Consider the following 13234-nt stretch of genomic DNA (forward strand, 5'->3'; position numbering starts at 1 on the left):
TTTTTGTGAGTCAAGGAATTAATTTACAGCATTACATTTTTTTATTTTATGGGTACAATTCACAATATACTAATGATAAAAATCAGGTGAATTACGTGAATTGTAAGTTGCAAAGAAATTTTTGGGCGCTTTTAGTCGCTGCTTTAATGATTGCTGGGTGTGGTGGTAGTGGAGGTGGCGCAGAAACTCCCGTTGAGCAGTCATTAACGGTTTCAATAGATGGTCCAGATAGTGTATCGGAGGATGACGGGTTTACCTTACAAGCCAATATAAATAAAAGTGGTACTGATGTTGTGGTGCATTGGTATGACTCTGGAAGAAGCCTCATCAGTGAAGAGGCTACATTGAACATAGAGCCATTCGATGTAACAGAGGATACCTCTGCGGTGTATAAATTGTACGTTGCTCATAATGGGCAAGAAGTTGAGATTGAACATACAATTGAGGTAAAACACCGTATTAATGTTGAAAAGAAACCAAAAGATGCAGCAAAAACAGTTTTGTTAATACAAAATTTGTTACTAGAAGAAGCGCAAACTTTTAGTAATCAGCTATTAGCAAAGCTTGATGGAGAAGATATAGAGCTCGACAAAGTGTGTGAAAACGGGGGCTTATATACACTTTCATATCTGGATAATGATGATTCCAGCACTATTACAGGAGGGGATATATTGCAGCAATCTTTTCAGGATTGCTCGGATAATTATCGGAATGCATTAAGTGGCCTCAGAGTAGTCACGATTTTAGACGCTGATTTACAAAATGGCATCATTGAGTTTAGTGTCAATAATGATGATATTAAAACCTTGGAAAGTACTTACTCATATAATGAGCTAATGACGTTTAAGGGAAGTTACTCAACTCGCTTTGCATATTCGCCGAGCACTCGAACCATTGCTATAGCTGTAAATGAAAAACTTAAAGGAAAAGCTTTAAAGCCATTTAGTTATGATGAAACTTTTTATCATGTCAACATTAAAGAATTAACGATAGAGAAGGTAATTGACTTTGATACAGCAACATACAGCATAAAAACAAATGGTACTGTTGATGATACAAATTTGAATGGTGAATTCAGCTTTTCTCAAGAAGAGGCTTGGTATGGGTATTTTATGGAATATCCACATAAGGGCTCTATTAAAGTTAGCTCAGAAAAAGAGTCGATACTACTAGCCAGTAATTTTGTTTCAGATTCTGATAAGTTAAACATTAGCTATGGTGAAGAACAGCTCCAGCTTCATTGGTCCACCTTCCTTCCCGAAGCTATGTCTACGTTTAATATGTATAACAATATCAGAGCATTTCGTGCAGATAATTTTGATCGAGTACTTGATCCTGGAAGTGTTAATAATAATTCAGTTCAGTTGGATGGCCCCGTACCTCTAATTTTTTCAAGAGCTGTAGCAGCTGACACTTCTGCTTCTGTACATTTCCAAACTCAATCAGGGTACGACTATATCAATATTCCTGGTAGAGTTGAGGTTGCTGGCGCGTTAATAAATATTTACCCAGAACAGCCATTAAAGGCTGATACAGACTATGATTTACAGGTTTCGGGTATTACAAGTGTCACAGGGCAAGAGCATGATTGGATATTTTTAGATATAAAAACAACAGATAGTATTATTCCTAATTTAACAAGCTCCAATTATTTCTATCAAGACAATCAATATCCTACGTTGAGTATTGAGGACAGTATTTTAAATAAAGGGCAGGCTCTATCTTATCAATGGGTTGATTTAAATGGTGTAGGCATTGAATTTGATGACGAAAATGCAGTTTCTACAAGTTTTAGTTTACCAGAAGGAATTAAATCAGATATCACCGTTGAAGTGATACTTACTAATGACTTAGGCGATCTTGCAAAGGAAAGAATAACTTTACAGTATTTGCCTTACTCAGGAACGTATCTTTTTATAGATGGCATAAAAGATGATTATGTTAGCTTAGGGAAGAAGATCATAAAGACGCAGGAAAAAGGTAATTTCTCTGTGTCGCGTGATTCAAATAATCAATCTCATTTAGAATTTACTTTTGAAAGTGATGAAAGCAGTTGGAGTTTAAATCTAAAAGCCCCTGGTGATGCAAGCTTGTCTGTTGGAGAGTATTTAAATGCTACCCGTTACCCTTTTCAAGGTGAATCGTCGGCAGGTTTAGATCTCTCTGGGGAGCATCGAGGGTGTGGTAGGCTTTATGGGCAATTTGAGATTTTTGAGTTAGAAGAAAATGCTAAAAATGAAATCCAAAAATTGGCTGTAAATATTAAGCAGAGTTGTGAGAGCAGTGAATCTCCAGAATTAAAGGGCTATATCCGATTTAATTCAGCAGTGCCTTTGAATCCATAATTATAAATAATGAAACGCGGCTCAGGCCGCGTTTTTTTGTGGTTAATACATATAAGCAATCGTCAAACCTAGTACTGCAAGTGCAAAGCAAATAGTCATACTAATAGTTTTAAGCTTTTTAAATTGGCTAATTTTTGGGTCATCTAGGGTTGAGAACATACCACTTTTTAGTGATTCATTTAAGTTAGCAGCAATAGCGGAGCGCGAAGTATCGCCTAGTGTATTTTTCGCTAATTGTTCCCATTGAGTTGGGTATGTCTGCTCTAAGTAAGTCAGTAATGCGTTATATTTTCGGTTTTGTATAATGAATAGCGCATAAATTAAAATGAACGCCAACAAAGGGTAGTTTTCCATCTCATCACTCTCAATTTATTTCTTATAAAACATAAGTTTTTACATCCAAGCGCAAGTGCTGAAGCCTTCTTTTAACTATCGCTGATAGGCTAACTTATATCTTAATGGCCATTCACCGCGATTACTTCCTTTGCTTTTATAAAAACGCTAAGCTAGGACTTTATATTTTTAGGAACATGCTATGAAATTATTAACTGCTGCGACTTTATTGTTGGCATCTACCGCGGCATTTGCGCGCCCTGCGCCTTTGGTGTCTATTCCAAGCCATGATGGCTTTTTTGACAATATAGCCGCTCATTGTGGTAAAGCGTATGAAGGTAAAGTTACGGTTGATAATGCTGCTGGTCCTAGCTCGTTTGCGGGTAAAAAGCTGGTTATGCATGTTCGCCGTTGTGATGAGCGAGAGCTTCAAGTCCCGTTTCATGTTGGCGATGATGCGTCACGTACGTGGATCATCACAAAAACAGGCAGTGGTTTGAGCTTAAAGCACGATCATCGCCATAAAGACGGCACTGATGATGTATCAACTATGTATGGTGGTCATACGGTTGATGCGGGCTTTGAAAGCGTGCAGTCATTTCCTGCAGATCAATATTCAAAAGAATTGTTTGTGAGCCAAGGTATACCGCAATCAATGGGTAATACGTGGCAGATGTATATTTACCCTGAAAAATTTACTTATCGCTTGATTCGTCAAGGCCGTGAGTTCCGCGTTGATTTTGATTTAACTAAACCAATTACACCACCTGCTGCGCCTTGGGGCTATAAAGACTCAAAAAGTAAAAATTAATCTTTTGTGGGTTCTGTCTCACATTGCAGTAATACTGTTAAAGGTGGCTGATAGGGGCGAGGTTTGCTAGGGAAGCGCTCATACTCTTGTACGCCATCAGTCACTTTTAACATAAAAGAGCTGCCCTTACATAAGCGCTGAGCATGGCGTAGTAAAAACACAGATTGTTTTTGGAAGTGCTGATAGCTGTCTGATTGTATTTCGAGGCGATAGTTATTATCGTCAATTTGAGTTTGGTGATAATGCACTTCATGATCAAAATCATAGCGCTTTTCGGTTTTGCCAACCTCTGCGTGTGTCACGGCACAACTTACCAATAGCATTAAACTACCGCTTAATTTTAAGTTCCGTGCTATCTTTCCTCTCATAAACCTTACACTCCATTATTGTATTGCGTCGGCGATTTAACTACAGTGGTAAATCATGATCTAAGTCTAACACCCAAAAAGGGAAAATGTGATGTTCAAACAAATAAAACAGCTATTTTCAACTTTTAATGAACAGCCAACTCAGATGCAAGAACATGATCTGAAAACGGCTGTAGCGGCACTATTGATTGAAGTAATGCGCGCTGATACCCAGCAGCAGGACGATGAACTTAAAACGTTAACTTTCACACTTAAAAAGTATTTTCAGTTAACGGATGAAGAAGTTGATGAGCTTATGCAAAGTGCGGGTAAAAGCTTAGATGAAGCGATTGACTACTTTCAGTTTTCTAAACAAATTAATAATCAGTGCAGCGCGCAGCAGCGCATAGATATCGTGGAGTTATTATGGCGATTAGCGTATGCCGATGGTGAGTTAGACCCACAAGAAGAGTATGTTATTCGCAGGGTAGCAAACTTATTATATGTTACCCATGAGGATTTTATCGCTGCTAAGTTAGCAGCGACCAAAATTTAGCAATTACTTGTTTAGTTTGCTGGCAACGCTTACTAACTGCTGTGCAAGGCCGGCTATTTTTTCTGCTGTAGCAGGGTCATTAATGCGGCCATTTTCATCAAGTACAGTGTGGATGGCTGGCACTGCAAGTTGGTCAGCCAGCACTAAGCTACCGATACCCGATAGAATATCGCGAACATGGTTTAATCCGCGCAGACCACCTAAACCACCAGGCGAAGAGGCATAAAGCGCAGTTACTTTATTACGAAATGCAGGCACTGCACCTTGCTCTGTACGTGATGCCCAGTCAATAGCGTTTTTAAGTACGGCGGTAATCGAACCGTTATATTCAGGACTTGCAAGCAAAATACCATCTGCAGCACGTAGTTTGTCTTTCAAAAGCTGTGCGCCCTGTGGTGTACCTTGTGCTTCAATATCTTCATCGAACATTGGTAAATTTAAATCAGCTAATTTAAGCACTTCAACTTCTGCACCGCTTTCTAGTGCAAAGCGGGCTGCTTCATTAATCAATTTTTGGTTAAAGCTGTCTTTACGTAAGCTGCCTGCTAAGGCAATAATTTTTGGTGCAGTCATGGTGTTCGCCTTAATGTTATTTAGTTAACCCGAGTTCAGGTTAGTTTGTCTGTTAGTTACTTTAGCAAATATTTACTTGCAGAAAAGCCAAATAAACGCAAAACTTATGTGCATATATGCACAGTTAAAATTATGAGTAAGCATGGCGATACACTTTGGTGATTGGCAAGATGTAAAAGTTGCCTATGAAGTTGCGCGGTTAGGGACATTGACTGCCGCTGCGGAAAATTTGAACGTACACCACAGCACAGTGCTTAGGCGGATAAATAATTTAGAAAAGAATTTAAATGCACGACTGTTTCACCGCCATGCTCGAGGATATAAAGTCACAGAAATCGGTGCAAAACTGTTCACTACTGCACAGGCTATTAATACCGACCTTGAGCGCTTACATAATGACATAATTGCAGCAGATAGCACTTTACGAGGCAGTTTATTGCTTACCACTGTAAGTGGTTTCATTGATGTACTGAGCGATGTGTGCGAGCAGTTTCAGAGTTTACACCCGCAAGTGCAGTTAGAAGTCATTCTTGACCAAAAACGTTTACGCTTAGATCATGGTCAAGCGCATATCGCAGTGCGTGCAGGTCCCCGGCCTGATGAAGGGGATTATATTGCTCAGCACTTAGCTCATTTGTCATCGGGCTTTTATGCATCTAAACGTTATATAGAGAAGCATGGGCTGCCTAAGTCATTAAAGCAGTTAGAGCTGCATAATTTTGTTTCGGGCGTAGCAGGTTACAATGCCAAGGTGCCTTACTTTGCTTGGGTGGATGAAAATATTCCCGCATCACAAGTTAAATTACGCGTGTCTGAAACCTCTGAAGCAACACGCGCTATTGTGAAAGGATTAGGTATTGGTGGCTTACAACATGATGTGGCTGCGCAATACCCCGATTTAGTGCCAGTATTAGCGAGTGAGTTAAGTTGGCCTACCGATTTATGGTTAGTTACACATCATCTGGTACATCGTACAGCGAAGGTGCAGGCTTTTAGCCAACTTTTAAAAGCGTATTTTAAAGAGATAACTTCATAACGATTTTTTAATTTCAATGCCGAGCCTTTTTGCCAGTCTGATTAAATTAGCGCGGTCAACACATAGAGTGCGTGCGGTCGCGGCCCAGTTAAAATTATGCTGTTCAAGCTGCTGACTAACAAGGTTATGCGTAAAGGTATCTGTTGCTTGTTTTAATGACAGTTGCGGGCTATTTTCCGACACGGTGGTAGGTGTTGTAAGCAGAGCCTGAGTCTGTGTATTAAGGTTTAGCTCGCAGTGTTCAGCCTCTATAGTAATGATGGCCTGCTGCCATTGGCTTTGTTTGGCTTTTAATGCTGCGCGGCTTATAACATGCTCTAACTCTCGAACATTGCCAGGCCAAGAGTATTGAGTTAATGTCAGCTGCGCCTCGACGCTCAGTTTTAGTTGCTTAATGGCTAGTTTTCTGGCTGTTTTTTCGATAAAGAAACCGGCTAGAAGTACCACGTCGTTTTCACGTTGTTTTAATGTCGGTACATGTAAAGGATACACACTGAGCCGGTGATATAAATCGGCCCTAAAGCGACCTTGTGCCACTTCATCTTTAAGATTACGGTTAGTTGCGGCGATCACACGTACATCAACATATTTTATCTTATCTTCGCCGAGCGTTTGAATTTCACCACTTTGTAATACCCGCAGTAATTTACTTTGCATCGTAAGTGGTAATTCGCCTATTTCATCTAAGAATAACGTGCCGCCGTCAGCAAGTTGAAACTTCCCTTGGCGTGCACTTTCCGCACCGGTAAACGCCCCTTTAGCATGACCAAAAAATTCACTTTCGGCGAGGTTTTCAGGTAATGAGGCACAGTTTAAGTGGATCAGAGGTTGCTGACTGCGCTTGGAATGTAAGTGTATATTGCGCGCAACCAGCTCTTTGCCAACTCCTGTATCACCTTGTATCAATACGCTGAACTCAGAACTTGCAACCAGTTTTATGTCATTTCTTAACGTTTGCATTACTGGGCTGTGGCCAATAATTTCAACCCCATCTCGGGTGAGTGCTTCACGATTTAACTCTTGTACTAATGCATGACTATGTTGGGCATGATGTTGGTACTGCTGTAACAAAAGGGCGGTTTTTAACTGTGCTGCACACAGCTGACTAAGTATGGCGAGCTGTTGCATATCAAAGTCATCAAAGGCGTGGGCATTTAGGCTATCTAATGTAATCACCCCCAATAAAGTGTCGCCTTCTAATAATGGCATACCCAGGCAGGCATGTACGGGAATATCCCCTTCTTGAGGGTTAAGTAACCCATCATAAGGATCAGGTAACGAGCAATCTTGAGCAAATTGTAACGGTTGTCCTGAGCGACAAATAGCCTGTAAGCGGGGGTGATCGTTGATCACAAATCGTCTGCCTAATGTATCTGGCATTAAGCCATCGATGGCTACTGGTTTTAACACGTTGTTTTGACTAATAAGCAATGCAGTTGCATCACTGGAGACTACGCCTTTTACACACTCAATAATATGTTGATAGTGATTGGCTTGTGCCTTAATAGAGCCTAGCTGCAAAGCGGTGTTTAAAAGGACAGTAGTATCTATCATGTCAATTTGACTCTAATGTGTTTTATTTTGTTTTTAATGGTGTGTCATTATGACATATAAGTCAATAATTAAATATTAAGGCACTGATAATTAATGACTTTAATTGTTGGCTCACTCTGTGCAATACAAGGTGTATATCCATAATGTACAGGGTGATTTATGTCTTACTACAACACTGTTTGCAGCAACTTAGCCACAGATACTGATTTTTACCTGCGTTTATTAAGAGGCGCTAACTGGGCGCTTTTACTGAGTTGCCTGTCCCTTGGAGTGACTGTTTTATTTAGTTACCCGTTGGCTGATTTACTTTCAATTAAGCTGCAAATAGTGGCGCATATTTCCACTATTATCGCAGCGACTATTTTAAAAATTAGTTATGTGTTGCGCTGTATAGCATTAAGTAGCTTAGGTAGAGAGGTACGCTAATGCGCCCAATAAATTTAACTGAGCCGGCGGCTGAAAATGTGCGTTTTTATCAAATTAGTCAATGGCCAATCTGGAACCTCGCTTTTCGCCCTGCTTTCTTAGGTGCGGGCTTGCTTGCCCTTTTTTCTATTGGCTATTGGTTACTTATTTTAACTGGGTATGCAAATTGGCAGTTAAGTATGCCTGCAACATTCTGGCACGCTCATGAAATGATGTTTGGTTTTGCAGGTTTTGTTGCTGTAGGTTTTTTATTAACCGCGGCTCAAACCTGGACCGGCGTGCCTAGTATCAGTGGATGGCGTTTGATGGGATTAACCTTGATTTGGTTAACAGCGCGCGGTGCATTTTTCATCTCAATTCCAGGTGTTAGCGATATTAATGTATATCTGGTAATTGGATTACAGTTTTTATGGTGGCTTGGCGCTATTATCGTTTTAGCCAACATGCTGATTGCGGCTAAAAGTAACAATAACTATGTATTCCTATTTATGCTCAGTGCGCTAGCAGCTTTAAATATTTCCTATCTATGGTTAGTCAATTTACAAAAGAGTGCCTTGGCATTATCAATCGTTGATACCGCCATCTTAGTAATGACGATATTAGTTGGGGTCATTGCCGGGCGTGTTGTGCCCTTTTTTACAGCACGAGGCTTAGAGCTCAGCGAGCAAGTGCGCTCGCCCCGATTAGATAAAATATTGCTGTATTGCGCGGTGCTGGGTGTCTCTGCTTTTTTCATTAGTCAGGTATTTGTGAGCAGTTTAAACCCCGGTTGGATAATGAGCGCCGTGGCTGCTTTGCACTTAACTCGCTCCTTTATATGGTGGAATAAGAAGGTATTTACAGTGCCGCTTTTGTGGTCACTGCATGTGTCTTATTTTGCTTTGGGTGTGGGTTTAACCTTAGTTGCCCTGAGCTTTTTCAGTTCAATTATCTTATTTAGCGACGCGCTGCATATGATCACTATCGGCACGATTAGCATGATGATTTTAGCCATGATGAGTCGTGTATCACTGGGTCATACAGGCCGTTCTCTTTGTGTTCCACACGCTATATCGGCTGCGTTCATTTTAATGATTATTGCGGCGATAACTCGTTCATTACTTCCCACCGTCATTGGCTCATCTACTGCGTGGCAGCTTAGCGCATTATGTTGGCTGGTGGCATTTTTATTGTTCTTGCTCCATTTCACACCTATTTTGACACAGCGTCGTGTTGATGGGCGTCGGGGTTAATTTTTTTAAGTTATTAGGAAACGTAGTATGTTATCTGAAAAAACCATTTCGATTGTAAAAAGTACAGCACCTTTACTGGCCCAAGCAGGGACAGTTGTGACAGAACATTTTTATAATCGGCTATTTAGTCACAACCCTGAGTTACAGCATATTTTTAATATGGCCAATCAACGCAGCGGCCGTCAGCAGTTTGCATTATTTAATGCGTTAGCTGCGTATGCACAACACATTGATAACTTAGATGTGTTAAAAGAGGCATTAGCACGAATTAATCATAAACATGCCAGTATGCATATCTTGCCTGAGCACTACCCCATTGTGGGTGGGCATTTGATTGGCACCTTAAAAGAGCTATTACCTGAGCAGTTCACCGCTGAAGTGGAGTACGCTTGGCGCGAGGCGTATGCTTTACTTGCTGATATTTGTATAACCGAAGAGGCCGCACTTTACGAGCACAGTAAAACTAAACATGGAGGTTGGTCAGGCACACGTCCATTTGTTATTAAAGAAAAACACATTGAGTCTGCGTTAGTCACCAGCTTTATACTTGCGCCGATTGATAACAAGGCGGTAATAACTCATAAACCTGGGCAGTATTTAGGTATTAAAGTTAAACCTAATGACATGCAATATAATGAAATTAGACAATATTCTATTTCTCAACAAAGTAATACACAGAACTACCGAATCAGTGTGAAAAAAGAATGCTTACCGGGTCCTGGTATTGTTTCCAACTACTTACACTCACTTGATGTGGGTAATACTGTAGAGCTGTTTCCGCCAGCTGGTGATTTCTTTTTAAAAGACAGTAAAAAACCAACAGTGCTAATTTCGGCTGGTGTTGGTCAAACTCCTATGCTCGCGATGCTGCAAACATTATTACAGGATGAAGTGAGCCCAAACACCTTTTATTTACACGCCTGTGAAAATGCAGAGCATCATGCGTTTGCCGATTATTTAACAGATCTTGCTGCCGTGCATTCCTCTTTAAAGCATTACACTTGGTATAATAAAGAAACTAAGGATGAAGTGTTCAGAGGGTTAATGAATATAAGCACTGTTGCAGATCAACTTCCATTGCTAGAAGGCGATTTTTACCTATGTGGCCCAACAGGTTTTATGGCAGCAATTAAGCAACAGTTGCTTGCTTTAAACGTTGATGCTGAGCGCATACATTACGAGGTGTTTGGTCCACACCAAGCGCTTTAATCCGCTTATAGTAAAAAGGCGCTTAATGCGCCTTTTTGGTTTTAAATAACTTCACATTCGACATTGCTAAGTGGAATACTCAGTTGTTTTTTAGGGTAAAATAAAAAGCATTGCTCCCCTGATTTTTGCAAGACAAACTTTTCTGAAGGGATGTTATGTGCGCCCATGATAGGCATGCCATCAGGGCCTTTAGTCGTGCCGTGATCTATCAAAAGCTGTGCGCTTTTAGTAAATACATCATCCGCAAGAGTCACTAAAGGACCACCTTTTGCAGTTTGAATTGCTTGTTGCAGCTGTGTAACAATGCCCGGATTTACTCGTGTTAGAGTTGCATCTTGAGGCTCTAAAGCCTGTGTGCTGTTGCATCCGGTTAGTATTACTGCGCAAACAGCACTTAGCATGTATTTAGTCATTTGCATCCCCTGTACTAGGCCAGGTTAAATCCATATTTGTGTTGTAAAGCGACTGAGGTATCTCAAGCGATAAACCAGTTTCATTACTTGGTGAATAGCTGGCAGGTTGTTGTTTTGCATTTTGTGGCACTTCAGGGCAGCCATTATTTGTAATATGGTATAACGCCGTCGATAGCAGTGCTTCGTTTGTATCACCTAGTTGATGATCAAAGTCATCAGCAATAGGGCAGCCTTTAACATCAGCTGAAAACTGGGGTGAAGGGGTGGGTGTTAAACCATCTGAATATTCACCAAAGCCCTTGTAATTAGCACCACTAAACTGAATCGTGTAGTAAGTAGTTGCACAGTTGTGTGTAGGCGTAAAACCATAAGGTTTACCACATGTTGTATCACCAATTAATACCACTTCAACATCAATCCCTTTCAAGCCATTAATAAAGGCTTCAGAGGCAGAGCAGGTACCTGATGTACTCAACACATAAACTTTTGATAGATTTAAATCAGGTAAAAGTATTTGCTTGCCTTCAAATGTTGAGTAATCAATTTCTTGATTAATGAATGACAAAGGTAGTTCTTGTGGTAGCTTGTCATTCTGAATGGTTTGATAATAGTAAAAATCTTCGGTGTTAGCAGGGCCAGCAACCATGTAAGCTAATTGTGATGACATGGCTAACAAACCACCGCCGTTGTATCTAAAGTCGATGACTAATTCGTCGACTTGATCAGCCTTAAACTTATTAACGGCATCGATTAAACCTTCTTGTGCAACACCGATATGGCTATTGAACTGCATGTAACCGACACGTGTATTGTTTTGTGTAGTAAACGTATTTACGTTCTGTACCGGGGTTTTGGCGATATTACCCGCAGTAATAGTGATTGATTTTTCAGTCCCATCATTACTGCGCACTCTAAAGTTATGAGCTTCGCCAGCCGTTGGGCCAAACAAAATACTATTGAGCGAGTCAATTCCATCTTGAGTGTTGGTATCTATGCTTACATCATCTACAGAGAGAACGGTATCGCCACGTTGGATCCCTGCATTCTGAGCAGGTGAATTATCTTCAAGATAGGCAACTCTTAACACTCTTGGTGGCGTATTTGAAATAAATGACCAGTTAATGCCGTAACCTGATACCACACCTGATTGTGCTTCTTTGTAAAAGTCTTCTGTTGGTTCGCTGTAATGAAAGTTATCTTTCTTAGCACCAGAATCTGTGGTTTGCTCAGTTTTTAATTGTGCAAAATATGCCGCGACAGTATCAAAGCTTTCAGGGTTTTTGTCTGTGATTTCATCATACCAAAGGTATGTTTCATCACTCCAAGAGCGCAGCCACATTTTTTCTGTCAGCGTGGAGCCCGCTTTATCAGGGTATGGTTGATTATTATTGTATGGATCGTTGCCTGTGCGTGGCACATCACATTGATTCTTAAAGGTACTTGATGCGTCAAATTCACCCGCAACCCATTCAACCTCATTAGACTGTGGTGGCGGTGTTACCACATTGGTAGAGTCTGTATCATTTGAATCTTTATTTAGGCTACCGCCGCCTCCACATGCTGTAATTGCAAGGCCAGAAAAAGCAATGAGAATAGCAGTAGAGATTCTTTTTTTATTAAACATACTTAGTTACGTTCCTGTAAATACTTGTTTCGAAAATATCAATACAGCCCAAGATAGGCAACAAAAATATGTTTATAATGTAAACATTTGTAGAGTTAAAGATGCTGAGAATTTTTGGTTTGCGCTAAACTCTGGTTTTGCCATGCTCTAAATAACTGCTGTTGCTTATTAGATATTTTTAATCCGTAGGTTTTTTGCATGTAAAAGTATGCATCTGCGATACGCTTTCGTGAATAAGCGGGTGGCTCAACAACTCGTTGTTTAAAATTAACTTTTACCTGACAGTTACCATATTGTGTGGCGCTACCTGCAATCATACCAAAGCGATAATTCGACCTATCAGCGTTAATCTCACCGATTGCAGGCGCAAGGTTATTAATATCGGCTTCCATTTTTCTAAATTGGGCACTGGTTTTCACGCAGTTTTTTCGCCCGCCATTTTGCCAGCACTGTAACTGGTGGCCAAACTCCCATGCTGGGACTATATGCTCCCATTCAATTCGCACTGCTCGCGCGTTCGGTTTGCCTGAACGAGTCACGGCATTGCGCGGTATATAACCGCACGCATTTGGATCGGGTATTAGCTTTTTACCTTGGCGCTTTATATCACAACCACAGTAAATACTTTTGGCATCACTGGGTAACGTTTTTATTAAATGTCTTTTTGCTGTTGAGAAGCGAGTAAATTGCTCGCTGTGGAGGTTAAAGCTTACAAGTGAAGCTATCAGCGCAATAATAAAGTAAGGCATATCCAATCATTTTAGTGAACTACAGG

Annotated in this window: 14 protein-coding genes; 7 read left to right on the plus strand and 7 right to left on the minus strand. The window is 40.6% G+C overall.

From position 1 onward, the window contains the following. Positions 1-5 precede the first annotated feature (5 nt). A complete protein-coding gene (locus CSC79_RS09075) occupies positions 6-2345 on the plus strand; it encodes an Ig-like domain-containing protein (RefSeq protein WP_143483826.1) in 2340 nt (779 codons plus the stop codon). Positions 2346-2387: 42 nt separating this feature from the next. Here CSC79_RS09075 and CSC79_RS09080 read toward each other — a convergent pair whose 3' ends face one another. Next, positions 2388-2699, minus strand: a complete 312-nt coding sequence (locus CSC79_RS09080) for a hypothetical protein (protein WP_099295511.1) — start codon at positions 2697-2699, stop codon at positions 2388-2390. 181 nt (positions 2700-2880) lie between these two features. Here CSC79_RS09080 and CSC79_RS09085 point away from each other — a divergent pair, with 181 nt between their 5' ends. Further along, positions 2881-3489 carry a hypothetical protein gene (locus CSC79_RS09085; RefSeq protein ID WP_099295512.1) on the plus strand — a complete coding sequence of 203 codons (609 nt, stop codon included), beginning with the start codon at positions 2881-2883 and terminating at the stop codon, positions 3487-3489. On the opposite strand, the gene CSC79_RS09090 is transcribed toward CSC79_RS09085, so the two are convergent. Continuing rightward, the gene (locus CSC79_RS09090; RefSeq protein WP_237113993.1) at positions 3486-3812 is read right to left on the minus strand and encodes a hypothetical protein; all 327 of its coding nucleotides are present in this window, start codon (positions 3810-3812) and stop codon (positions 3486-3488) included. The genes CSC79_RS09085 and CSC79_RS09090 overlap by 4 nt on opposite strands. 136 nt (positions 3813-3948) lie before the next feature. On the opposite strand from CSC79_RS09090, the gene CSC79_RS09095 reads away from it, so the two are divergent. Then, complete coding sequence (locus CSC79_RS09095; protein WP_099295514.1) at positions 3949-4392, plus strand: TerB family tellurite resistance protein; 444 nt, start codon at positions 3949-3951, stop codon at positions 4390-4392. A gap of 3 nt (positions 4393-4395) precedes the next feature. Here CSC79_RS09095 and CSC79_RS09100 read toward each other — a convergent pair whose 3' ends face one another. Continuing rightward, positions 4396-4965, minus strand: coding sequence for an NADPH-dependent FMN reductase (locus CSC79_RS09100; RefSeq protein ID WP_099295515.1), 570 nt, complete (start codon positions 4963-4965; stop codon positions 4396-4398). Positions 4966-5107: 142 nt separating this feature from the next. Between CSC79_RS09100 and CSC79_RS09105 the strand changes: the two genes are divergently transcribed. Beyond that, on the plus strand, positions 5108-6001 hold the full coding sequence (locus CSC79_RS09105; protein WP_099295516.1) for a LysR family transcriptional regulator: 894 nt from the start codon (positions 5108-5110) through the stop codon (positions 5999-6001). On the opposite strand, the gene norR is transcribed toward CSC79_RS09105, so the two are convergent. Further along, complete coding sequence (gene norR, locus CSC79_RS09110) at positions 5996-7555, minus strand: nitric oxide reductase transcriptional regulator NorR (protein WP_099295517.1); 1560 nt, start codon at positions 7553-7555, stop codon at positions 5996-5998. The two genes, CSC79_RS09105 and norR, sit on opposite strands and share 6 nt — an antisense overlap. A 159-nt stretch (positions 7556-7714) precedes the next feature. On the opposite strand from norR, the gene CSC79_RS09115 reads away from it, so the two are divergent. From CSC79_RS09115 to hmpA, 3 genes are read left to right on the plus strand one after another with little or no spacing between them, the layout of a single operon-like run. Further along, positions 7715-7981, plus strand: a complete 267-nt coding sequence (locus tag CSC79_RS09115; RefSeq protein WP_058561461.1) for a hypothetical protein — start codon at positions 7715-7717, stop codon at positions 7979-7981. Next, complete coding sequence (locus CSC79_RS09120; RefSeq protein ID WP_099295518.1) at positions 7981-9213, plus strand: NnrS family protein; 1233 nt, start codon at positions 7981-7983, stop codon at positions 9211-9213. The genes CSC79_RS09115 and CSC79_RS09120 overlap by 1 nt, the downstream gene beginning before the upstream one ends. Positions 9214-9240: 27 nt before the next feature. Next, positions 9241-10422: an NO-inducible flavohemoprotein gene (gene hmpA / locus CSC79_RS09125; RefSeq protein ID WP_099295519.1), complete on the plus strand. Its 1182-nt coding sequence runs from the start codon at positions 9241-9243 to the stop codon at positions 10420-10422. A 41-nt stretch (positions 10423-10463) separates the two neighbouring features. Here the strand turns inward: hmpA and CSC79_RS09130 are convergent, their stop codons facing one another. The 3 genes from CSC79_RS09130 to CSC79_RS09140 all read right to left on the minus strand — a co-directional run bounded on the left by CSC79_RS09130 (position 10464) and on the right by CSC79_RS09140 (position 13208). Then, complete coding sequence (locus CSC79_RS09130) at positions 10464-10835, minus strand: hypothetical protein (protein ID WP_099295520.1); 372 nt, start codon at positions 10833-10835, stop codon at positions 10464-10466. Next, positions 10828-12459, minus strand: a complete 1632-nt coding sequence (locus tag CSC79_RS09135; protein WP_099295521.1) for a S41 family peptidase — start codon at positions 12457-12459, stop codon at positions 10828-10830. The genes CSC79_RS09130 and CSC79_RS09135 overlap by 8 nt, the downstream gene beginning before the upstream one ends. Positions 12460-12554: 95 nt before the next feature. Continuing rightward, complete coding sequence (locus CSC79_RS09140; protein WP_099295522.1) at positions 12555-13208, minus strand: endonuclease; 654 nt, start codon at positions 13206-13208, stop codon at positions 12555-12557. Positions 13209-13234 lie beyond the last annotated feature (26 nt).

It is taken from the genome of Pseudoalteromonas sp. 3D05, from assembly GCF_002723455.1.
Taxonomy (GTDB): Bacteria; Pseudomonadota; Gammaproteobacteria; order Enterobacterales; family Alteromonadaceae; genus Pseudoalteromonas.

What these genes read in the sequence shown, in the direction of transcription:
- CSC79_RS09080 (WP_099295511.1), bottom strand. Translation starts at nt 2,699, where the DNA reads ATGGAAAACTACCCTTTGTTGGCGTTCATTTTAATTTATGCGCTATTC.
- CSC79_RS09085 (WP_099295512.1), top strand. Translation starts at nt 2,881, where the DNA reads ATGAAATTATTAACTGCTGCGACTTTATTGTTGGCATCTACCGCGGCA.
- CSC79_RS09090 (WP_237113993.1), bottom strand. Translation starts at nt 3,812, where the DNA reads ATGCTATTGGTAAGTTGTGCCGTGACACACGCAGAGGTTGGCAAAACC.
- CSC79_RS09095 (WP_099295514.1), top strand. Translation starts at nt 3,949, where the DNA reads ATGTTCAAACAAATAAAACAGCTATTTTCAACTTTTAATGAACAGCCA.
- CSC79_RS09100 (WP_099295515.1), bottom strand. Translation starts at nt 4,965, where the DNA reads ATGACTGCACCAAAAATTATTGCCTTAGCAGGCAGCTTACGTAAAGAC.
- CSC79_RS09105 (WP_099295516.1), top strand. Translation starts at nt 5,108, where the DNA reads ATGGCGATACACTTTGGTGATTGGCAAGATGTAAAAGTTGCCTATGAA.
- norR (WP_099295517.1), bottom strand. Translation starts at nt 7,555, where the DNA reads ATGATAGATACTACTGTCCTTTTAAACACCGCTTTGCAGCTAGGCTCT.
- CSC79_RS09115 (WP_058561461.1), top strand. Translation starts at nt 7,715, where the DNA reads ATGTCTTACTACAACACTGTTTGCAGCAACTTAGCCACAGATACTGAT.
- CSC79_RS09120 (WP_099295518.1), top strand. Translation starts at nt 7,981, where the DNA reads ATGCGCCCAATAAATTTAACTGAGCCGGCGGCTGAAAATGTGCGTTTT.
- hmpA (WP_099295519.1), top strand. Translation starts at nt 9,241, where the DNA reads ATGTTATCTGAAAAAACCATTTCGATTGTAAAAAGTACAGCACCTTTA.
- CSC79_RS09130 (WP_099295520.1), bottom strand. Translation starts at nt 10,835, where the DNA reads ATGACTAAATACATGCTAAGTGCTGTTTGCGCAGTAATACTAACCGGA.
- CSC79_RS09135 (WP_099295521.1), bottom strand. Translation starts at nt 12,459, where the DNA reads ATGTTTAATAAAAAAAGAATCTCTACTGCTATTCTCATTGCTTTTTCT.
- CSC79_RS09140 (WP_099295522.1), bottom strand. Translation starts at nt 13,208, where the DNA reads ATGCCTTACTTTATTATTGCGCTGATAGCTTCACTTGTAAGCTTTAAC.